Source organism: Proteus columbae (assembly GCF_002777965.1).
Taxonomy (GTDB): Bacteria; Pseudomonadota; Gammaproteobacteria; order Enterobacterales; family Enterobacteriaceae; genus Proteus; species Proteus columbae.
On record NZ_NGVR01000032.1, the window covers coordinates 66,105 to 86,109 of the forward strand.

The 20,005-nt window shown below is 34.5% G+C and carries 22 protein-coding genes; 8 read left to right on the forward strand and 14 right to left on the reverse strand.

Annotation, left to right across the window (positions count from 1 at the left end; genetic code table 11):
- The first annotated feature begins 66 nt into the window (after positions 1-66).
- Positions 67-510: a methyltransferase family protein gene (locus CBE70_RS16955; RefSeq protein WP_100160255.1), complete on the forward strand. Its 444-nt coding sequence runs from the start codon at positions 67-69 to the stop codon at positions 508-510.
- 15 nt (positions 511-525) lie between these two features.
- Here the strand turns inward: CBE70_RS16955 and CBE70_RS16960 are convergent, their stop codons facing one another.
- Positions 526-1,509: an endonuclease gene (locus CBE70_RS16960; protein WP_100160256.1), complete on the reverse strand. Its 984-nt coding sequence runs from the start codon at positions 1,507-1,509 to the stop codon at positions 526-528.
- Positions 1,510-1,762: 253 nt separating this feature from the next.
- On the opposite strand from CBE70_RS16960, the gene CBE70_RS16965 reads away from it, so the two are divergent.
- A complete protein-coding gene (locus tag CBE70_RS16965) occupies positions 1,763-1,945 on the forward strand; it encodes a hypothetical protein (RefSeq protein WP_036912881.1) in 183 nt (60 codons plus the stop codon).
- A gap of 4 nt (positions 1,946-1,949) precedes the next feature.
- Here the strand turns inward: CBE70_RS16965 and CBE70_RS16970 are convergent, their stop codons facing one another.
- From CBE70_RS16970 to CBE70_RS17005, 8 genes are all read right to left on the reverse strand, one after another.
- Positions 1,950-2,423, reverse strand: a complete 474-nt coding sequence (locus CBE70_RS16970; protein WP_196569123.1) for a threonine/serine exporter — start codon at positions 2,421-2,423, stop codon at positions 1,950-1,952.
- Positions 2,414-3,217, reverse strand: coding sequence for a threonine/serine exporter family protein (locus CBE70_RS16975; RefSeq protein WP_099075539.1), 804 nt, complete (start codon positions 3,215-3,217; stop codon positions 2,414-2,416). Before CBE70_RS16975 ends, CBE70_RS16970 begins: the two co-directional genes overlap by 10 nt.
- Before the next feature lie 197 nt (positions 3,218-3,414).
- Positions 3,415-4,236, reverse strand: coding sequence for a DUF4435 domain-containing protein (locus CBE70_RS16980; RefSeq protein WP_100160258.1), 822 nt, complete (start codon positions 4,234-4,236; stop codon positions 3,415-3,417).
- Positions 4,223-5,320: an ATP-binding protein gene (locus CBE70_RS16985; protein ID WP_100160259.1), complete on the reverse strand. Its 1,098-nt coding sequence runs from the start codon at positions 5,318-5,320 to the stop codon at positions 4,223-4,225. Before CBE70_RS16985 ends, CBE70_RS16980 begins: the two co-directional genes overlap by 14 nt.
- Positions 5,321-5,627: 307 nt before the next feature.
- Positions 5,628-6,065 carry a universal stress protein gene (locus CBE70_RS16990; protein WP_023582008.1) on the reverse strand — a complete coding sequence of 146 codons (438 nt, stop codon included), beginning with the start codon at positions 6,063-6,065 and terminating at the stop codon, positions 5,628-5,630.
- 66 nt (positions 6,066-6,131) lie between these two features.
- Positions 6,132-6,470 (reverse strand): hypothetical protein, encoded by a 339-nt coding sequence (locus CBE70_RS16995; RefSeq protein ID WP_072064066.1) that lies wholly within the window; start codon positions 6,468-6,470, stop codon positions 6,132-6,134.
- Positions 6,471-6,587: 117 nt separating this feature from the next.
- Entirely contained in the window at positions 6,588-7,016 is a 429-nt protein-coding gene (locus tag CBE70_RS17000; protein ID WP_036912874.1) for a universal stress protein, read from the reverse strand.
- 142 nt (positions 7,017-7,158) lie between these two features.
- Positions 7,159-8,043: an NAD(P)H-hydrate dehydratase gene (locus CBE70_RS17005; protein WP_100160260.1), complete on the reverse strand. Its 885-nt coding sequence runs from the start codon at positions 8,041-8,043 to the stop codon at positions 7,159-7,161.
- A gap of 275 nt (positions 8,044-8,318) precedes the next feature.
- Here CBE70_RS17005 and CBE70_RS17010 point away from each other — a divergent pair, with 275 nt between their 5' ends.
- From CBE70_RS17010 to CBE70_RS17025, 4 genes are all read left to right on the forward strand, one after another.
- Positions 8,319-8,540: a DUF2594 family protein gene (locus tag CBE70_RS17010; protein ID WP_006536484.1), complete on the forward strand. Its 222-nt coding sequence runs from the start codon at positions 8,319-8,321 to the stop codon at positions 8,538-8,540.
- A gap of 743 nt (positions 8,541-9,283) precedes the next feature.
- Positions 9,284-9,646 (forward strand): hypothetical protein, encoded by a 363-nt coding sequence (locus CBE70_RS17015; RefSeq protein ID WP_100160261.1) that lies wholly within the window; start codon positions 9,284-9,286, stop codon positions 9,644-9,646.
- Between the two features lie 373 nt (positions 9,647-10,019).
- Entirely contained in the window at positions 10,020-10,997 is a 978-nt protein-coding gene (gene hemB / locus CBE70_RS17020; protein WP_072064069.1) for a porphobilinogen synthase, read from the forward strand.
- A 207-nt stretch (positions 10,998-11,204) separates the two neighbouring features.
- Positions 11,205-11,669 carry an HIT family protein gene (locus tag CBE70_RS17025; RefSeq protein ID WP_100160262.1) on the forward strand — a complete coding sequence of 155 codons (465 nt, stop codon included), beginning with the start codon at positions 11,205-11,207 and terminating at the stop codon, positions 11,667-11,669.
- 114 nt (positions 11,670-11,783) lie between these two features.
- On the opposite strand, the gene CBE70_RS17030 is transcribed toward CBE70_RS17025, so the two are convergent.
- From CBE70_RS17030 to CBE70_RS17050, 5 genes are all read right to left on the reverse strand, one after another.
- Positions 11,784-12,128, reverse strand: coding sequence for a low molecular weight protein tyrosine phosphatase family protein (locus CBE70_RS17030; RefSeq protein ID WP_100160263.1), 345 nt, complete (start codon positions 12,126-12,128; stop codon positions 11,784-11,786).
- A 2-nt stretch (positions 12,129-12,130) separates the two neighbouring features.
- Entirely contained in the window at positions 12,131-12,349 is a 219-nt protein-coding gene (locus CBE70_RS17035) for a hypothetical protein (RefSeq protein WP_100160264.1), read from the reverse strand.
- A gap of 245 nt (positions 12,350-12,594) precedes the next feature.
- Entirely contained in the window at positions 12,595-13,872 is a 1,278-nt protein-coding gene (locus CBE70_RS17040) for a cytosine deaminase (protein ID WP_100160265.1), read from the reverse strand.
- Positions 13,862-15,112 (reverse strand): cytosine permease, encoded by a 1,251-nt coding sequence (gene codB, locus CBE70_RS17045; RefSeq protein WP_100160266.1) that lies wholly within the window; start codon positions 15,110-15,112, stop codon positions 13,862-13,864. The genes CBE70_RS17040 and codB overlap by 11 nt, the downstream gene beginning before the upstream one ends.
- A gap of 291 nt (positions 15,113-15,403) precedes the next feature.
- Positions 15,404-16,864 carry a TrkH family potassium uptake protein gene (locus CBE70_RS17050; protein WP_100160267.1) on the reverse strand — a complete coding sequence of 487 codons (1,461 nt, stop codon included), beginning with the start codon at positions 16,862-16,864 and terminating at the stop codon, positions 15,404-15,406.
- 282 nt (positions 16,865-17,146) lie between these two features.
- Here CBE70_RS17050 and CBE70_RS17055 point away from each other — a divergent pair, with 282 nt between their 5' ends.
- Together CBE70_RS17055 and CBE70_RS17060 are read left to right on the forward strand one after the other, a co-directional pair.
- Positions 17,147-18,304 carry a pyridoxal phosphate-dependent aminotransferase gene (locus tag CBE70_RS17055; RefSeq protein WP_100160268.1) on the forward strand — a complete coding sequence of 386 codons (1,158 nt, stop codon included), beginning with the start codon at positions 17,147-17,149 and terminating at the stop codon, positions 18,302-18,304.
- Between the two features lie 114 nt (positions 18,305-18,418).
- Positions 18,419-19,897, forward strand: a complete 1,479-nt coding sequence (locus tag CBE70_RS17060; protein ID WP_100160269.1) for a hypothetical protein — start codon at positions 18,419-18,421, stop codon at positions 19,895-19,897.
- Positions 19,898-20,005: the final 108 nt, after the last annotated feature.

The following is a 20,005-nucleotide window of genomic DNA, read 5'->3' on the forward strand; positions in this document are numbered from 1 at the left end:
AAATAATTTATAACGAGATGGACTTAACATAAAAATAACAATAAGTGTTATTTTAGGGGGAAGTAAATGAATTTCTTGCGATTACCTTTTGTTTATTGGTTACTACTAAACCTAATTCCATTTATTGGTTTTGAACTTCACTCTGGCTCTCTCAAAATGGGCTTCTTTTTTTACCTCGGTTTGCTCACCATTACGACTTCTGGGATCTGGCTTTTTTATTGCCTCTCATTTTTTATTAAACAAAAAACATCTCCTAATCCCAATCACACACCTCGACAATTAGTAACAAGTGGCCCTTATAAAATAAGTCGCAATCCTATGTACCTCGGTTTCTTAGATATTAGTATTGGACTATTTTTTATTTTTGGTAATTGGGGATTTTTGGGCGCTGCAATTGCGTTTTACTTTATTACTGATCGCTATACGATAGTACGTGAAGAGAAAATCTTAAGTGAATTATTTCCACAAGCGTGGCAACAATATTGTCGCCACGTTCGTCGTTGGATGTAATCTAAATAATTACGATTAAGGCTGTTTACAGTTATTAGCTAAACGGTAACCTGCCTTAATGGCCTCACTCTCTGTTTTAAACAAAACCGCATTTTTATCTGACATTGTTTTATAACCTGAGCAATGCGCAAAATGGTAGATCTTGCTATTTACATTACCTTTAATATCTTCAGATCGTGATGCATTGACTTGTTTAGGTGTGTCAGTTTTAGCTTTAGTGACTGGTGTACTATTTGTTGCAGATAATCCGACACCACTATTTTTATGCCCTAACTGCCATTTCATTTCACCTGTCACAAAGGGATTGTGATATCCAACAATACGAGCAATACGATTATCACGCTCTTTTTCCCATGCTGTTGGTGGATAAGCATTATCCCAAGCCATTAATAACTGTTGTTGCTGACGTGACATAGAGAGGTTATAGCGATCATGTAAATAGAAATAAACCCTTGCTACTTGTCCTTTAACTTCATTACGCGGTTCGAAGGTACGTGAAGCAAAGTCAACACGGCTACGGCATTGACCATATTGGTAAGGCGCTTGTGCAGGTAATTGCCCAAAGCTAAAATTGCTACGATCACCATTAACTTCACCAATAGATGGAGCTAAATTGTGTAAATCTGCTTCAATTTTGCCAAATACAGGATCGTTTTTCACACAATTAGCTCGGCCGCCATTTTGCCAACATTGACGTTGATGACCAAAAACCCATGCAGGAACAATATGCTCCCACTCAATACGTTCCGCTCTTGTTTGCTGAGTTCTAACTTTATAACCACAACTGGCTAAATCAACACGTCCTCCCGATTTACCTACCCATTTCCAATCACAACCACAATAAAGAGTACCTTGTGACTTTTGATTTTGATCATAATAAATACGTTCTTTTGCTATCTCTTTCGCTTTTGTAAAATTTTCAGGGGCCTGTGCTTGCACATTTAACGTAATAAAAAACAAACCCAACACAACCGCGGTATAGTGTAATATTTTTCTCAAAGTGGTATCTGCCTTACTCTTTATTTTATTAAACCCAATAAGAATTATCTTTAATAACCAACTGATAATCTTATTTTTATTTAGCCTAATCTTACCTTTTTTTTATTTATTTTGGGCAATCTTTCTTGCTATTTTTTGTATAAAAAATAAAACAATAAGCGTGAATGGTGATAGAAAAAGCCGTTATTCTCGACATTAACGCAAAAGGGATTTGCTATGGTTTAGTCCATCAATGATTTGGAGAAATTTAAAAATGAATGAGAATATGCTGAATTTGATGGACGAATTAGTCGAGATAACAAAAAAGCATGCGAATAACGAAGATGTTAAAGCGCATGCCAGTTTAGAATCTGAGAATAAATTACGAATTCAAATTATTATTTCCGATAAAAATGAATTGGACATTACATTAAATTCACTACAACATGCAATGTAAGTCATTATACACTCGGACGCTTGCGATATAACCATAATCCCGGCAAGGATAGCCCGATAGAGAGCGCACCGACAATAAATGAAGCTTTAAGGAAATTAGTAACTAAAGCTTCAAAAATTTCCGCGCTATAACCAATTTGCGTTAACTTCACCACTGAGATCATCGCTATATATGCATTTATTCCGGGGAACATTGGAATAACCGCTGCAACGGTAAAAACTTTAGGGTGTGCAAGCCACCAGCGTGACCATTGAATACCAATGCAACCCACTAAAATAGCAGCACAAAAACTTGCCCACTCAATGTTCATACCACTCATCACTAAAACAGTACGAGAGCCGTGACCTATTGCTCCTAATAATGCGCAATATTTTAATGCCCTTGAAGGTACATTAAATACCATCGCAAAACCCACAGCAGGAATAGCCGCTAAAATCATATCTTCAATCAGGGTAAGAATTATCGTTATTATGCCCAATCTCTTAACCCCCATACTGCCATGGCTAAAATAACCCCTAAACAGGTTGCCAATGTTAACATTGTTGCCATTGCCCAACGCGCTAATCCAGTATTAACGTGCCCTTTAAACATATCAGCAACAGCATTAATTAAAGGAAATCCGGGAACCAATAATAAGACGCTGGCAGCCATTGAAATAGTCGCCGTAGTTTGAAAATAAGAGAGCTTTAATAATAGGCCTGAAACTGAAGTCGCCACAAATGCCGTAATACAGAAATTAATTAATGGATTCATTTGGCGATGTGTTAATGCTTGGCGTACAAACATACCAAGGCCACCACCAATGGCAGAAACTAAAAAGCCATCCCAATTACCACCATTTAATTTAGAGAAACAACCACAAGATAAGGCAACCATAAAAATAATCGCCCAACGTGGATAACGTAATGGTTTTATATGCTCAAAGCGTTTTCTGGCTTCATGAATATCTGCAAGATGATGTTCAACCAAAATAACAATATGCTGAACTTCTGTCACAACATGCATATTAATGCCACGGTCAACTATCTTTCGTGTTGATGTTTGGCAATGTCCGTTAACAATCGTGGTTAATACAACTGCATTAGCAGAAATTGCACTTTCGACTTGATGTACACCTAAAGCTAAACCTAGACGGGTTGAAAGCTGTTCAACCAGCATACTTTCCGCGCCATGTTGCAATAGCAACAACGCAGTTTGAATACATAACTTGGTAATTTCACGCTGTTTATCTTGTGAAATGGCAGTACACTCCGCCATTATCTCATTATCCATACTATGCCTTAGTTTTAATCAAAAACGTGCCACTGCTAATATAAAGTTTATCAGCATAGCTCGTTTCTCGCTCTATTATCTTTCAATACTATTATGAACAAATAAAATATTTTAGGCAGTAGGTAGATCAAGTTTTTATGTAGATAATGAGTAATATCATTTTTAAAGCTAAGAATTGTTATTATAACGATAACGTTTTACTCATTTCTAAGTGCCATTTTTTCCCAAATAAATATCAGGTCATCCGGTGTAGATTGCAAATTAAATAACTGCCTTTTCACTTCACTTTCTTTTATATTTCCAATATAGGAAACTAATACAGGATAAATGACGGTTTTAAAAAAATATTTTCCATGTATATATTTTTTTAGTTGTTGTAAAGGTTCTGACGCATTTATTTCTTGTCGTTTTATATTTAATTTATCTAATAGTTGATTTGGCTCTATATATTGATGCCATTCATTTAAAATACGGTCGATTTTTTCAAAATCATTACTAGTATCAAGCTCTAATAATGATTCTTTAAAACCAAGCCCTCTTAATCCTTCCCATAACGGGTTTATAACAGCCCATACGGCCGCATGATTTATCCATTGTGTTAAATGAATGTCTATATTTTGATTGAGCCTTTCAAGACCATTTTCTATACGATGTCTCTTGCTTTCGGGTAATGCAGGCCAAATTTCTTCAGGAAGAATTAGGTAGTTTTCAATACAAAACCGAGGAAGAACAAGTAGGTTAGGTATTTCCTGTTTCTTTTCTGCTATTTTTACGTCATCCCATTCATCTCTATCGACAACACCAAGCCACTCACTTTCTTCTTTTAGTATCTCTAATACATGTTGCTTTTTACCTGCACTAGCTAAAACCCAATATTGTTCCCAATTAGATGACCACTTTCTTAAAAAAGCCCCAAAGGCTAATTCGTCATCAATACCTTCAACTAATAATACTTTTTTAGTTGAGGCACCTATTTTTTGCTCTTTGATTTTTTTTATTATTCCATCAATTTTCGACATCAACAGCTCCGTTGTTTAAAGTAAGATCAATGCGTAAACCAAAATTTTCATAGCGTTGCCAAACTTCTGTCGAATGAGAGGTTAAAATGAGTTGCCCTTTTTTATCGGAGACAATATTTTCTATTGCTGCTAAAAAAGGCGCAATTATAGAAGGGTGTAAGTGTAAATCAGGTTCATCAATTAATACGATCCCCCCCTGTTTTAACCAGCGCTGAATGGTAAATAGCATAATGAGTATTTGATGTTCACCTGAACTTAATTCATCAAAAGTATGTTGTTTTCCATTTGATAAAATGATTTGTTGGCGCACTCCAGGATGGATTTCACTTTCAATTTTTTTATTCGAAAAAAAATGATTTAATTTCTCGATCATTTTGGGGTAGTTTTCAGGCATTGTTGCCTTTAAATTAAAAAGTGATGTTTCTATTTGCCCATCCCAATCATTACTTACTATATAATTGCTAAGCCATGCTTGGTTAAGATCGTCTGGATATAAAGATTTTCTAGTTGCTGTCGGATTTATCCACTTACGAGCTTCCGCATCTAAATACACAATATTTGGAGCTGATAATTTTAATCCTGAGCTTAATGTATTCAGAACAGTTTGCACTCGCGTTATTCTAAAAAGATCAAAGTAACCGGTAATAGATTCTTTATTTCTTCCTTGCCAAGATATATTTAGTCTATTCTTTTTTTTAGGCTCTGATAATTCCCCTATCCACATAATATGAGGATATTTTTGGAGCATATCTTGGAAAAAATTTTCAGAACCATAAAAAAGCCCAAGAGTAATAGGACTATTTGGAGGAAAAAAAACATCATCAAAAATTACCGCTAAACCATCCCAGCGTTCTAGCCATTTTCGTGTTTTATTTGCAGTAGGAAGAGGTTGAGAAAAATCTAACCAATATCCAAAGGCTTCCCATAGCATAGCGATACCACGTAATAATGTGGACTTACCGCAACCATTATTACCAGTAAATAAAATTTGAGGTTCAATCTTATTAGACCAATCATCTTCTAATTTAATAACGCCATCAGCTAATGGCCCTACAGATTGTGTGTAAATTGAGCTAATTTTCATTAGAATGCCCTTAAATGTTTACTTAAGTAGCTAAAATACCATCTCTGTATTGTCTCGTCTTTACCTCTTTCACACAATGATAAAATATCTCAATAAGCCTTTTTAACCTGTTTATCAAATAGCTACCACTTAATTTCTGATTTAACAAAAAACACCTATCTGAGATGCTTTCACAATGTTTATTCACCAATACTACATAGGTAAAGATTAACTCATCACCAATTCTTAGCTTAAACAGAGGTAAAAATAAAACCCCTAAATAAAAAATCTAGGGGTTTCATACTATTTTTTAATTTTTATAAAAATTTTAGCGAACAACTAACACCGATTGTTTGGCATAAGCGACAATACCTGATGCATTAGAGCCTAATAGGTGTGTTGAAATACTTGGGCGACGAGAACCTATTACAATCAAATCAGCATGAATTTTTTCAGCGAGTTCTAAAACTTTATCTCTTGCAGAACCAAATACAGCTGAAAATTCAACTTGTTCATTTGGTAAATCAATACCATTAGCTAATTCTTGCAGTTGTTCTTGTACACGCTCAAGAGCTTTATTTGCAAAAGAGCTGAGCATGTCATAATGGTAACTATAACTAATAGAGAAACGTGAAATATCAGGAATAGCATGGAAAAGATGCAGTTTTGCGCCTTCTAATTTAGCAATATAAACAGCATGTTGTAAGGCTTTAGTCGTTAACTCATCTTCTGAAATATCAACAGGTACTAGAATTGTCTTGTACATAGCAACTCCTCATTATCAGATTATTGTCTGTTTATTATTGTAGCGTTAAACCCACAGCTTGCTTATTTAATCTTCCTCAAGATGCCATTTATGCAATTGTCGATGAATAAAAGGTGTCACTACAAGCCCAATTGATAAAATAAAAACACACTGAAGAAATAGACCATAGATTGCAATAAAAAAGCGCCCTGTTGGGGTTGCAGGTGCTGGCTCTACTGGCTGACCACTTAACATAGAGATTGCATTTAATGAAGATTCCATAAAGGTATGTCCTTCAATTAAATAAAACCCTAATACACCGGGTAATAATCCTAAGAAAAAGAAAATAGAGCCTATTACATAATAGCGCAAGATGCGTAGAATAAAATGATCGAGCCTTAAAAGTTCTTCGGTAAATTTTTCCATTCTTATCCACTGTCTAGACTGTTTATTCAATAAACTGCTTATTGAATAAATAAGATAAGCTACGCAAAAAACTAAAAAATATGCTATGAGGGATTCTCATAGCATATTAGTAATATATTAACGAACAACTAATACTGAAATTTCAGCATAGCGAACAACACCAGCTGCCGTTGAACCTAATAAATGAGTGCTAATATTAGGTCTACGTGAACCAATCACAATTAAGTCTGCTTGAATATCTTTTGCTGTGACTAAAATTTCATCACGAGGTGAGCCAAAAGTAACCGTATAAGCGACCTTTTCAGCTGGCAAATCCACCGAATCTACCAACATTTGCATATCATTCTCTGCTTTCACTGTCGCTTTATCTTTAATTTCTGGATAACCCAATGAATAAGCATTAATGATTGCTGAAGAGATAGGAAGAACATGAATTAAATGTAAATTAGCTCCCGTTTCTTTTGCTAAATACACAGCATGTCGTACCGCTTTACTGGTTAACTCTTCTTCCACAATATCAATAGGCACTAAAATCGTTTTATACATAATAACTCCTCTCAACTCTCCATTTGCCTTAATCCTATCGCAATAACCCAAAGATTACTGTGAGTGAATTAACTAAAAACAACCTAATCTTAATATAAACCTACTTTAATTATTAATACGTTAAGCTAAAAAATAAAAGTGATTATTCAAAATAGTTTGCATTATGTTGCTGTGTTAATGTCCATATTTGATTGCGAATATTTCGGATAGTATCAATCAATTCTGATGCAGTTAATCCTATTGGTCCAATACCTTTTTTAACTAAGATATCCGCTGACATTCCATGTATCCAAACGGCACTTCTCACCGCATCCGACATTGTCATTCCTTGCGCTAAAAAACTTCCCATAACACCTGTTAACACATCGCCGCTCCCTGCTGTTGATAATCCACTATTACCAGTTGTATTAATTGTGATTTCCCCTTTCGGAGAAGTCACTACGGTATTTTGACCTTTAATAATTGCCCAACAATGATAAATCTTCGCAATTTCTTTCGCTGCTTCTTCTCTATTATTTTGAATATCATTTAGCGTGCAATTAAGCAAAATAGAGGCTTCTTTAGGATGTGGTGTTAATACACAGTGCTGATCAAGTGAGAGTTCTGATTTAAAATTAGCCATTAACACTAATGCATCCGCATCAAAAACATAAGGTCTATTTTCATTACGCTGTGCTAAAGCTATTGATAGGATTTCTTCAGAATTTGCAGATAATCCCAATCCACATCCAATCGCCCAAGCAGAAATATCTTGCTGATTTATCAATGTTCGTGCTGTTTTAAGCATAAGCTCTGGCGCACTATCAATAAAAGGGATAGGAAGTTGTGACTGAGCAAAACCAAGAAATACCTTTCCACACCCTGCTTTCAATGCGCTTTTACCTGCTAACACAATAGCACCACTCATTCCTTCTGAGCCACCTACAATACCTAATGTGCCGAATGTTCCTTTGTGTGTATTCCCTGATTTTCGCTGATAAAGTGCGGGATAATGAGTGATAGCCTGTAATAATTGTTCTTCATTCATATTATTCTCCCTTCTTTTTCTGCATTTTCTCTTATTGCTCAAAATAATTGCTTTACCACATTTTGTTTGTATTAACATTCAAAGCATAACGTTCAAAGTATAGCGTGATTTCAACAAATAAACGGGATCACTGGCTATTTTGTCTCTTTATCATGCTAACAATTTCAATATGATAAAATGCTTTCATTATCACTATTCATACCTCGCTGAGACTTTGCTATTCTAATGACCTAGCTTGATATGATTTATAAATTAAAGACAAAGGAACGTAGATAATGAACGAGAAGTTTAAAACACAAGCAGATGTAGAAACATTAGCAGAAGAAGTGGCTTGCTTAAAAACACTAGTCACCTATATGTTAAAAGCATTAGGTCAAGCAGATGCTGGGCGTGTTATTTTAAACATTGAACGTGCTATTGCAGAAGTTGATGACGAGAAACAAGCAGAGACATTCCGTAATACGATTAGCCAAATTAAGACAGCCTATCGTCAATAATACGTTTATTTTCGAATTGAGTAGTTGCACATATTTTTATTCTATTTTCTAATCTTTTTGTGCTGCACAAATAAACAAAATTTGATTTCAAATTCCCTATATACTCAACCACGAAATAAACCATTCTTTATTCATTTAGCTACCCCTCTATCCTTGTAGAGGGGATTTTTTTCTCTTTCCCCCCCAATATTTCTATTCAAATTGTTTTTATATTATCCAAATGATAATGAGTTTATTTTCTTTTTGGTATTTTCATCTAATAGTCACTATCAAAACTTCTTTTTGTTTAATATTATTAATGTTATTTAGATTAAATAATAAAATTAGAAGCCTTGCTATCATTGCCAACACGAACGTAAATTAACCTATTAAATACAATGCATTAAAGTTATCTTAATGATAAATAATGGTCGACTAACTTTTTTTATTCTGTTTTTTATATTTAAAACGCACATTTTGTTACTTTTAACACAAATAAAAATTAACCTTATAAAATGTAAATAAAGATAAATCCTAATATTATTATATTTTGAGTTGTTTTATTTATTGTGAATTGTAAAATTTTATTAAGTCAAAAATGGCTAGCTTATTGTCCCTAAACACAATTATAACAAAAATAGCTAAAACCAATAGGATTAAAAATATTAACTATTTATATATTTACACTTTTTCTGATTTATCGTCACTCATGTTTATATGTTACACTCAATAAGTCTGTACTAAAAAATAAACATGAGGCTAAAATGAAACCACTTCTCTTATCTCTGCTATTATTACCTGCTGTTGCTTTTGCAAACCCAACAAAAATGGCTGATGATTACTGCGATACTTTTAAAGATATCTCAATTAAAGCTTATGATACAAAAGAGCCAGCAGAGAAAATTGCTAAAGATGCAATGGCCTCTCTGAGTGCAAAGAAATTTGATTTTGCAAAACTGGAGGCAACTGAAGCACAATTCACTGAAGGTGCTATTGAGGTTGTTAATTCTTTACGTGAAGCCAAATCTGAAATTGGCTCTCGCGCAGAATTCCAAGACGGTTTAACTCAAATTGTTGCCGCTTGTAAAATTCAAATGGTCGCAGCATTAGAAGAGCAAAAAAAATAATTTCCGCATTAAGAAAATAAGCAACAATTAATCTAAAGAGTAGAAATTATCCTGCTCTTTTTATTTCCCCTCACCTATCACTTATTTCTCTCCTCTTTTCTCTATAATTAACGTTCTATACTCTAAATAATTCAAGATGTAGCTAGGCGACAAGTAAATGAGACGCTAGGAGCATACATAAGTATGTGACTAGTGCGAATGAACGCAGTCAACAACGCTACAAATTGAAGTATGACGAGTAATGTGACTAGTACGAATGAACGTAATCAACAACGCTACAACTTGAAGTATGACGAGTATTCTATCTATTGATATTAAGGTTTATAATACTTTGGTAACTAATTGTTAGTACTGGCCATAAAAAGGAGATATTGTGAGCAACGAACAATCCATCCAGCGTTTAAGAAGACTACGCCAGTCCGAAAACCTGCGCGCGCTCTTTCAAGAAACAACGTTAACTAAAAATGATCTTGCTCTTCCTATATTTGTAGAAGAAGGACTTGATGATTACCAACCAATTAAAAGCATGCCGGGTGTCGTTCGTATTCCTGAAAAACGTCTCGCTTATGAAATTGAACGTATTGCAAAAGCTGGCATTAAAACTGTCATGACTTTTGGGGTATCGCATCACCTTGATGAAACGGGAAGTGATGCTTGGAAAAGTGATGGCTTAGTTTCTCGTATGTCTCGTATTTGTAAAGATGCCGTACCAGAAATGATTGTTATGTCTGATACCTGTTTTTGTGAATACACATCACATGGTCACTGTGGTGTTTTACATGGCGAACATGTTGATAATGACGAAACTATCTATAATTTAGGGCTTCAAGCTGTTGCTGCTGCGCAAGCTGGCGCTGATTTTATCGCTCCATCAGCGGCAATGGACGGTCAAGTCGCCGCTATTCGTGCTGCACTTGATAAAGCAGGATTTAGCGATACAGGTATTGTTTCTTACTCAACTAAATTTGCTTCTGCCTTATATGGTCCTTTCCGTGATGCTGCCGGCTCTCGCTTAATTGGAGATCGTAAAACTTATCAAATGAATCCAATGAATCGCCGTGAAGCGATCCGTGAATCATTAATTGATGAGCAAGAAGGCGCAGATATGCTGATGGTAAAACCAGCGGGCGCTTATTTAGATATTATTCGCGATGTGCGTGAACGTACTTTATTACCTTTAGCGGCTTATCAAATCAGCGGTGAATATGCTCAAATTAAATTTGCAGCATTAGCAGGCGCAATTGATGAAGATCGCGTGGTGATGGAGACTTTAGGTTCAATTAAACGCGCAGGTGCAGATTTAATTCTATCTTACTTTGCACTTGATTTAGCGGAAAGAAACCTACTGTAATTTGCAACTATTCCTAACCCTTAGTAAGTTCAGTCACTCGCTAAGGGTTTTCCTTCGTAAGATCCATTTCGCCTATCCCTTTTATTCTTATCATTTTAATTTTTCTTGTCATTACTTAGTTCATTTTTGAAATAAATTACACATAAGGCTATCTTTTCAGCATTAATTTTGCTGAGATGTCAGCTCATTTCTGGCTATGAGGCGACTATGGATAACTGTATTTTCTGCCAAATCGTTGCAGGTAAAGCACCTTGCCATAAAATTTGGGAAGATGATCATCATCTTGCTTTTCTCTCTATTTTTCCTAATACCAAAGGTTTTACCGTTGTTATTCCCAAAAAACACTACCCGAGTTATGCATTTGATTTAAGCGATGAAGTTTTAGCTTTACTGGTTATCGCGACAAAAAAAGTAGCAAAAATCTTAGATAAAACATTTCCCGATGTTTCGCGCTCAGGAATGTTTTTTGAAGGATTTGGGGTTGACCATGTTCATAGTAAACTTAGTCCGATGCACGGCACAGGTGATATGACAAAATGGGCACCCATTGAAAATAAACAGAAAATTTTCTTTGATAAATATCCGGGTTATCTTTCATCTCACGACTTTGAACGAGCGAATGATGAAGAGCTTGCACAATTAGCGGCACTGATCAGAAAAAATAACCAATAGTAAAAATCTAATCAGATTCAGCTCTTCCGATACTTATACATACATAAAATTTTCAGATATAAAAAACGCCCAGTCTTATTTTAAGCTGAGCGTTTTTTTATCAAGATTAAAACATTATTTAGTTGGAAGCTTTGCTTCCATTGGTAAATAAGGCTGAACTTTCTGTTCGAGGAGTTCAATTAATGCCGGATCATTAAAGCGATAATTATCAGGTATTTCTAATACATGTGCTTTTTTATAGCGCATGGTCGCTGGAAAATGTGCAGATAATTGATTTAAATGTTTAGATTCCATGACAAGCACTAAATCAGCCCATTTTAGTAATTCATTATCAACCACACATTGCGCATCTTTACGCGTACCCGCTGAAAGTGTATTAATTCCCTCTCTATCTGCAAACAACAGTTCTGCGGTTGGGCTTCGCCATTGATTTTTACTGCAAATAAATAAGATATTCATTATTACTCACTATCAGATAACGCATTTAATCGACGCTGACTCCGAGAAATTCTTGGATATTCAATTCCTAGTTGTGCAGCTCTGGTCATTTTGAGTGATCGAGTATATAAATTAGACCATTTTTTTTCTGGTTTAAACATCACTCTTGAACAACCCATTTCTTGATGTTTATTTTTGCGGTTAACACATTGGCGCCAACCACGATCTCTTTGTGCAGACATAAAAACCTCTCAGATTAAAGGGATAGCAGCCGCAGTAATACGGAGAGGGTCTAACAACGTCTTATTTTAGTTGAATCAAGTAAATCTGCAATGGTTTCTTTTTATACAAAGAGAAATCAGTGAATATACATTTATCGAGCAAAGTATGCGGGGAAAATAAACAAAAATATGGGTTAAATATTTATAAAAATAACGAACAAGCCATTATTAGACTTATTCGCTATTTAAAAACAAAATCTATCAGATTATTTATAATTAATCGCTGTCGGCTTATCTAACATAATTTCTGTTTTCGCGGGTTCTGTTTGTGCAATCACTTTACCTTGGTGAACAGAATAACGTACAGGCACTTGGCGACGTAGGGCATCAAATCCATTATCTGCTGGCAGAATAATAAAGTTTGCACTGTTTCCTACTTCAACACCATAATCCGTTAAAGCGAGTGTTTTTGCACTGTTGTGGCTAATTAACTGTAATCCATTATCAATTTGACCATAGCCCATTAATTGGCAAACATGTAGCCCCATATGTAAAACTTGGAGCATATTTGCTGTACCTAATGGATACCAAGGATCAAAAACATCATCATGACCAAAGCAGACATTAATATTACTTTCTAACATCTCTTTTACGCGAGTAATACCCCGACGTTTTGGATAAGTATCAAAACGACCTTGCAAGTGAATATTAACTAAAGGATTCGCCACAAAGTTAATACCCGACATTCTTAATAAACGGAATAAACGCGAAGTATATGCCCCATTATAAGAATGCATTGCGGTTGTATGACTTGCTGTCACTCTTGAACCCATATTTTCTTTATGTGCTAAAGCGGCAACAGTTTCAACAAAGCGAGATTGCTCATCATCAATTTCATCACAATGAACATCTATTAAACGATCATATTTTTGAGCTAATGCAAAAGTTTTATGCAGTGATTCAACACCATATTCACGCGTAAATTCAAAGTGTGGAATAGCACCAACAACATCTGCACCTAATATTAATGCTTCTTCTAATAAAGCTTCACCATTAGGGTAAGATAAAATGCCTTCTTGCGGAAAAGCAACAATTTGCAAATCAACCCAAGGTTTAATTTCTTCTTTCACTTCCAGCATGGCTTTTAATGCTGTGAGTGATGAGTCCGAAACATCAACATGAGTTCTAACATGTTGAATACCATTAGCAATTTGCCATTGAAGCGTTTGCCATGCGCGTTGTTTAACATCATCATGAGTTAACAGCGCTTTTCTTTCAGCCCAACGTTCAATACCTTCAAATAATGTTCCCGATTGATTCCAATTCGGTTGCCCTGCGGTTTGTGTTGTATCTAAATGAATATGAGGTTCAACAAAAGGAGCGTGAACTAAACCACCTTGCGCATCTAATGCTTCAGGATGAAAATTATTTTCAGGTTGTGGCTCTATCGCTTCAATTTTATTGTTTTTAATTGTAATGCGCCACAAGCCTTCTTTTCCAACTAGACGAGCATGATTAATTTGTTCGATATTCTTACCCAGCATGACTTATCTCCGCTTGTCGAGCTGTACGACGATTTAATATTGGATTTAACACAGCGTAACTAATTGCACCACCTAATACTGCGTTAACAGGTACGATGCCTGGTAACCAGTGCCCCGCGGCGATACCAATTGCAACAGCCAGTAATGCGACCCAGTTAACTGATTGCATTTTATCTGCGTTGAAGGTGCTATAACGATCTTTATTCATCAGATAATCTGCAATGATAACACCACCTACTGGTGGAATTGCGGCAGATAAAAAGGTTAACCAACCGACAAAGTTATTATAGAGCCATAATGCACACAGTGTACCGACAATGCCATTTATCACTGAAAGCTTTTTGCTTGATAAGCCTGTAATATTGGCAAAACCTAATCCAGAGGCATATAACGCATTATCATTGGTTGTCCAAATATTTAAGCCTAGTACGACAATCGCCGGAAGTAATAATCCCTGTGCAATCATCACATCAGAAATATCTGCCATTCCCAGTGAAGCGGCACCTGCTGCACCAAAGACAAACATTAATGTATTGCCTAAGAAGAAGGCAATAATTGCGACAACTACTGCAACTTTAGGGTTTCGTCCAAAGCGGACAAAGTCAGCTGTAAGCGTTCCTGCACTAATAAACGATCCGACAACCATCGCCAACGCTAAATTGAAATCTAATGGTTGAGCAGGTTTAACAGCCATTAACGTTGAAAGCCCGCCCATATCATGTATAGCAAGATAAACAGAGTAACTTCCAAGAATAGCGATAGCAGGAACAGCAATGATAGAGAGAACGGTGAGAGCAGAAATGCCGAAGAATACAGTGATGGTCATTAAAATGCCGGAAACGGCGATGAGGAGATTAATATCAATACCAGTGGCTTTTCCTACCGGAATGGCAAACATTGCCACACCCACACCAAACCAACCAACCTGAGTACCACCGAGTAAAAATGAGGGAAGCCAAGAACCTTTAATACCGAAAGAATAACGCGCTAAGAGATGAGTAGTAAGACCTGTTTTTGAACCAATAAAACCAAGAAATGCGGTGTAGATACCAAGAAGAAGATTACCAATTAGAACTGCGAGGAAGAAATCATTAAAGGAAAGACCAGTACCAAGAGCGCCGCCAGTCCACATACTGGCTGAAAAAAACGTTAATCCCAACATCACAAAGGTTAACGCTAATCCACCCTTTCTTGCGGATATGGGCACTGGGCCCTGACTATAATTGTTGTCCTGAGACACTTTAACCCCCTATTAATTTCACCAGGCCAAAAAATCTGACGCATTCTATCTACATAAAAATAATATGCAAACGTTTTCGTCGTCTGTTTATTATAATTAATGGAACGCTTCATTTAAGGAGAATTGACATTCATCACATAAATAGGAGAAAAATCGTTATTGTAGTTGAAGTTATCTAATTTTATAGAATGGATTTTTAAGAAAAAATTTCTTTAGAGAAATTAATGATAATATTCTTCATCTTTTAAAAAATGCTCATTTTTAAGTCATAACGTTTATTTTGGTCATATTTTAATTACGCCAAAAGGAGGCAGATAATAAAACAAGTAGTGTATAAATTTCTAATCGACCAAGTAACATAGCAAGACACATTAAATATTTTGCACTATCTGTAATTTCACCAAAGCCAGCAACTGTTTCACCAAATCCCAATCCCATATTATTTAAACATGCCGCCACCGTGGCAAAAGCCGTAATTAAATCGTAACCCATCATGCTTAAACACCAAATAAAAAAACAAGCGCATAGTGTATAAAGAAAAAAGAAGCTCCAAACGGAATTAAGGAGTCGAGAAGTTATAATACTGTCACCGACACGAACGGAACTCACTGATTTTGGATGAATTAATTGATGAATTTCTTGGCGACTTTGTTTATAGAGAATTAAAAATCGAATAGCTTTAATTCCACCACATGTTGAACCAACACAACCACCAAAAAAACTGGAAAATAGTAAGAGAACAATAATATGTTGTGGCCATTGAGCATAATCTGCTGTTGCAAGCCCGTTGTCAGTGATCATCGAACTGGTTAGAAAAAAAGAATGAATAAAAGCATCAGGAAATGAATACATATTACTGCGCCATGTTTCAAATGTGATCAAACCGATAACTAGCAATGCCACTGTAATAAAAAAACGAAACTCTGGATTGGTTAATAATGGCCGTAAACTAAATTTAGCTAGGGATGCAAAATAAAGGGTAAAATTGACCGCAGAAAGGAGTGAAAATAACCCTGCAACAAATTCAATTTTTGCGCTATTAAAATAGCCAATACTTTCACTATATGTTGAAAATCCGCCTAAAGACACGGTCGATAAACCATGACAAAGCGCATCAAAAAAAGACATTCCTGCTATTTTAAATGCGAGAATACATAAACCGCCTAGCAGGATATAAGTAAACCATAAATTACGAGCTGTACTTGCTAAGCGAGGAGTTAATTTTTCTTCTTTAAATGGTCCGGGCATTTCAGATTGATATAATTTCATGCCCCCAATGCCTAATAAGGGAAGAACGGCAACAGCCAGTACAATAACACCTAATCCTCCAACAAAATTTAACTGTGCTCGATAGTAAAGAATAGATTTAGGTAAATCAGTCACATTGTGAAAAACAGAAGCACCAGTGGTTGTTATCCCTGAAACGCCTTCAAAAAGAGCATCAACAAAGCGCATATTAAGCTGCTCATTCAGCCATAAAGGTAATGTACTGATTAAAGAAAATAACAGCCAAAACAAGGCAATAATAATAAATCCATCTCGTGTTTTCAGCTGAATATCTTTTATTTTTGTTTTCAGCCAAATAAATAGACCACCACAAAAGAAGATAAAAAAACACAATGCAAAAGAAAATAGACTTTGCTCTTTTTCATATAGCGCAACTAACATAGGCGGTATCATTGTTAAGCTATAAAGAACAATGAGAAAGCTACAAAGATGCACAATGATTTTAAAGTGATTAGATACACGCATAAATGATGATGCCCATATTCGCGATTTAGTCCGCTACATTAAATGTTCAAAATTAACATAGTTCAGTATGGCTTATCATTATCAATAATTTTTCTTTTTATTTTAATTGAGAACTGACAAGTTTACTCCCTACTCATTCTTTTTTTCAATGACAGAGCTTTCCCTCGATCACCCAAAGTGAATTTATAATCATAAATACAACATAATTATTTACTTCTATCTTTTTTTTAGTAATCTATGAGAACTAATAAAACATAGAATAATTTACTTGGGAAACATAACATGAATCGTCGGTCATTTTTAACTTCATCAAGCTTAGTAATTGGCGGATTATCATTAAGTTCATTTGTGAGCTCTGCTTATGCCAATGAAACATTAAAAAATAAATTGGTATTTAATGCAGAAAATCCGTTACTGCTTAATTTCAATGAAAACTCATTAGGTATGTCGCAAAAAGCAAAACAGGCGATTATTGATGCTTTACCTAATGCCTTTAGATATCCAGACGATGCGCGTAGCGCATTAATTAGCGAATTAGGGAAAGAATTTAAACTTTCAGATAAACATATCACATTAGGAAATGGCTCATCTGAGACAATTCAAGCAGCCGTACAATTTGTGGCAAACAAAGCACAAAAAGAAAGTAAAGCAGTTCAACTTATTGTTCCTGATCCGACATTTAACTATGCAGAGCTTTATGCAGAACCTTTAGGCGTAAAAATCGTTAAAGTGCCTGTTGATCAAACTTTGGCGTTTGATTTAGCCACTATGCAGAAAAAGGCACAAGAATTTGAAGGTATTAGCATGGTATATCTATGCAATCCTAATAATCCAACTGCAATGTTAACGCCGACGGCTACATTGACGAATTGGATAAAATCAGCCAAAGAAAATGTCTTTTTTATTATTGATGAGGCTTATGCGGAGTTTGCTTCAACCCCTGAATTTACCAGTGCGATTGCATTAGTTGAAGCGGGTTATAAAAACCTAATTGTTGCGCGTACTTTCTCAAAAATTTATGCATTGGCAGGGCTTCGTGTGGGTTATGGTGTTGCAGTACCTGAAGTCATTTCAGAGGTTGATGTATTTGTTTCCATTGATAATACCAACACTGCGGGCGCGGTGGCTGCACTAGCCTCATTAAAGGATGTCGCATTTGTGGAATATAGCCGTAAATCAATTGATGTTTCACGTCAAATGGTCGTTGATGTCTTAAAAGAGCTGGATATTGAATATGCCCCTTCTCATGCAAACTTTATTTTTCATAAAGTTAAAGGGGATGTAAAAACCTATCAAAATAGAATGAAAGACGCGAATATTATGGTAGGCCGTGAATTCCCGCCTGCTTTTGGTTGGAGCCGTTTAACGTTAGGCACACCTGAAGAGATGAGTTATTTTGTTTCTACATTAAAAGCCTTTAGAGCTAAAGGTTGGATTTAATCTGATTTCATTTTTATTCTAATAAAGGTTGTTACTTTTCTATAGCAACCTTTATAATGTTATTATTTAAAATAATCGTTTATATATTTATCTTTATATGGATCGAAAATAACTGTGAATAAAAAATGTAAAATAAAAAAATGCCAATTAACGCCGATTAGGAACGATAAATGTGTCCTACACTGTGAAAAATATGATTATTCAACTGATTATGAAGAATCATTGTTGCTACAGAATTTTTATAGCGAACTAGAAAATTATTTGAAAATTTATAGACATAATGAAAGCTCAATCACTCTAAGTGATAAAGAAAAAAATTGGGAGAATAGTGATATTTATTTTCATAATATAAATTTTCCAGAAAGAAAAGATAGAGATTATTTTGATTATTATAAATTGTTAAAAAAAATAAAATCGGCTCACTTTTATAAATGCCACTTTTCAAATTCAGGAATTAATATTCCAAATTTAAAATTATTTTATGATGATTGCATTTTTGAAAGATATTGGTCAATACATGATTGTAACGTATTGGAAAATAATAAAAACACTCTTTATCAAGACTGTTTATTTAAAAATGAAGTCAGTATCATCAATCAAAATACCACAAATAATAAATCACACTCCATATTTACTAACTGTAATTTTCATTACAGTCTAAATATAGAAAACTCAAGAATTGAAAAGAATCTATTTAAAAACACTGAAAACAACATAAAAATAAAAACATTAAATATAAAAGACTCGACTTTTGAAAGTAAATTAACACTTAACAAATGCAATATTGAAACTTTTTTTACTGAAAATGTTTCATTTAACGAAAAATTTGAATTCAAACAAAATGAAGTAAAAATCTTTTCTATTTTTAATACAAACTTTCATAAAATATTTGATGCTTATGAAACTAACTTTGATGAATATATAAGTAAGAAATGTATATTTTCTGATTTTTCTGGTTTTGAAAAATGTTATTTTAGTAAAGAAAGTAAAAAAGTAGCTTCTTTTGAATACATTACACATTTAGGCTTTGTTAATTTTAGAAATGCTATATTTTATGGCGGATTAAATTTAGAAAATACTAACCTTAAAGAACCACCTAACTTCCTCAAAATAAAAATCGAGTCTAATAATACTAATCGAGAGACTTTCAGGATTATCAAAAATGCTTTTGATAAATCGGGAAATCATATTGAAGCTAATAAATACTTCTCTTTAGAAATGCAAGAGTATAAAAAAGAACTTTCTCTTGAACCATTCTCCCAAGAGAAAATAATATTCTGGTTCAATAAAAATATATCTAATTTTGGTATAGACTATGTTAGACCAATAGTTCTCATTATTATATTCTCGATTGCTTTTGAATTACTAAAACTTGGGTATGAATATAATATTCTATATAAAATTTATCCAACATTAAACCCTTATATTCAATCAATATCAAACTTCATCAATAACTTAGCACTAAATATAATGCCTTTTAAACGTTTTTTATATGAGGGAATGGAGTTTATAAGCCTTATATTCTATATAATATTTGCTTCATTAACTTGGCAAACTATTGTATCTATAAAAAAACACACCCGTAGTAGTTAAATCTAATAGAACTATTAAAATAAATATTTATTTAAATTTATCAATAATTATCCCCCAGCCTAGCTGGGGTTTTCAATATACAAAAAATGCCTGAATATATTCAGGCAT

What these genes read in the sequence shown, in the direction of transcription:
- CBE70_RS17030 (WP_100160263.1), bottom strand. Translation starts at nt 12,128, where the DNA reads ATGAATATCTTATTTATTTGCAGTAAAAATCAATGGCGAAGCCCAACC.
- CBE70_RS17040 (WP_100160265.1), bottom strand. Translation starts at nt 13,872, where the DNA reads ATGCTGGGTAAGAATATCGAACAAATTAATCATGCTCGTCTAGTTGGA.
- CBE70_RS17055 (WP_100160268.1), top strand. Translation starts at nt 17,147, where the DNA reads ATGAATCGTCGGTCATTTTTAACTTCATCAAGCTTAGTAATTGGCGGA.
- CBE70_RS17000 (WP_036912874.1), bottom strand. Translation starts at nt 7,016, where the DNA reads ATGTATAAAACGATTTTAGTGCCTATTGATATTGTGGAAGAAGAGTTA.
- CBE70_RS17005 (WP_100160260.1), bottom strand. Translation starts at nt 8,043, where the DNA reads ATGAATGAAGAACAATTATTACAGGCTATCACTCATTATCCCGCACTT.
- CBE70_RS16995 (WP_072064066.1), bottom strand. Translation starts at nt 6,470, where the DNA reads ATGGAAAAATTTACCGAAGAACTTTTAAGGCTCGATCATTTTATTCTA.
- CBE70_RS17025 (WP_100160262.1), top strand. Translation starts at nt 11,205, where the DNA reads ATGGATAACTGTATTTTCTGCCAAATCGTTGCAGGTAAAGCACCTTGC.
- CBE70_RS16955 (WP_100160255.1), top strand. Translation starts at nt 67, where the DNA reads ATGAATTTCTTGCGATTACCTTTTGTTTATTGGTTACTACTAAACCTA.
- CBE70_RS16985 (WP_100160259.1), bottom strand. Translation starts at nt 5,320, where the DNA reads ATGAAAATTAGCTCAATTTACACACAATCTGTAGGGCCATTAGCTGAT.
- CBE70_RS16980 (WP_100160258.1), bottom strand. Translation starts at nt 4,236, where the DNA reads ATGTCGAAAATTGATGGAATAATAAAAAAAATCAAAGAGCAAAAAATA.
- CBE70_RS16965 (WP_036912881.1), top strand. Translation starts at nt 1,763, where the DNA reads ATGAATGAGAATATGCTGAATTTGATGGACGAATTAGTCGAGATAACA.
- CBE70_RS16990 (WP_023582008.1), bottom strand. Translation starts at nt 6,065, where the DNA reads ATGTACAAGACAATTCTAGTACCTGTTGATATTTCAGAAGATGAGTTA.
- CBE70_RS17015 (WP_100160261.1), top strand. Translation starts at nt 9,284, where the DNA reads ATGAAACCACTTCTCTTATCTCTGCTATTATTACCTGCTGTTGCTTTT.
- CBE70_RS17050 (WP_100160267.1), bottom strand. Translation starts at nt 16,864, where the DNA reads ATGCGTGTATCTAATCACTTTAAAATCATTGTGCATCTTTGTAGCTTT.
- CBE70_RS16975 (WP_099075539.1), bottom strand. Translation starts at nt 3,217, where the DNA reads ATGGATAATGAGATAATGGCGGAGTGTACTGCCATTTCACAAGATAAA.
- CBE70_RS17035 (WP_100160264.1), bottom strand. Translation starts at nt 12,349, where the DNA reads ATGTCTGCACAAAGAGATCGTGGTTGGCGCCAATGTGTTAACCGCAAA.
- CBE70_RS17010 (WP_006536484.1), top strand. Translation starts at nt 8,319, where the DNA reads ATGAACGAGAAGTTTAAAACACAAGCAGATGTAGAAACATTAGCAGAA.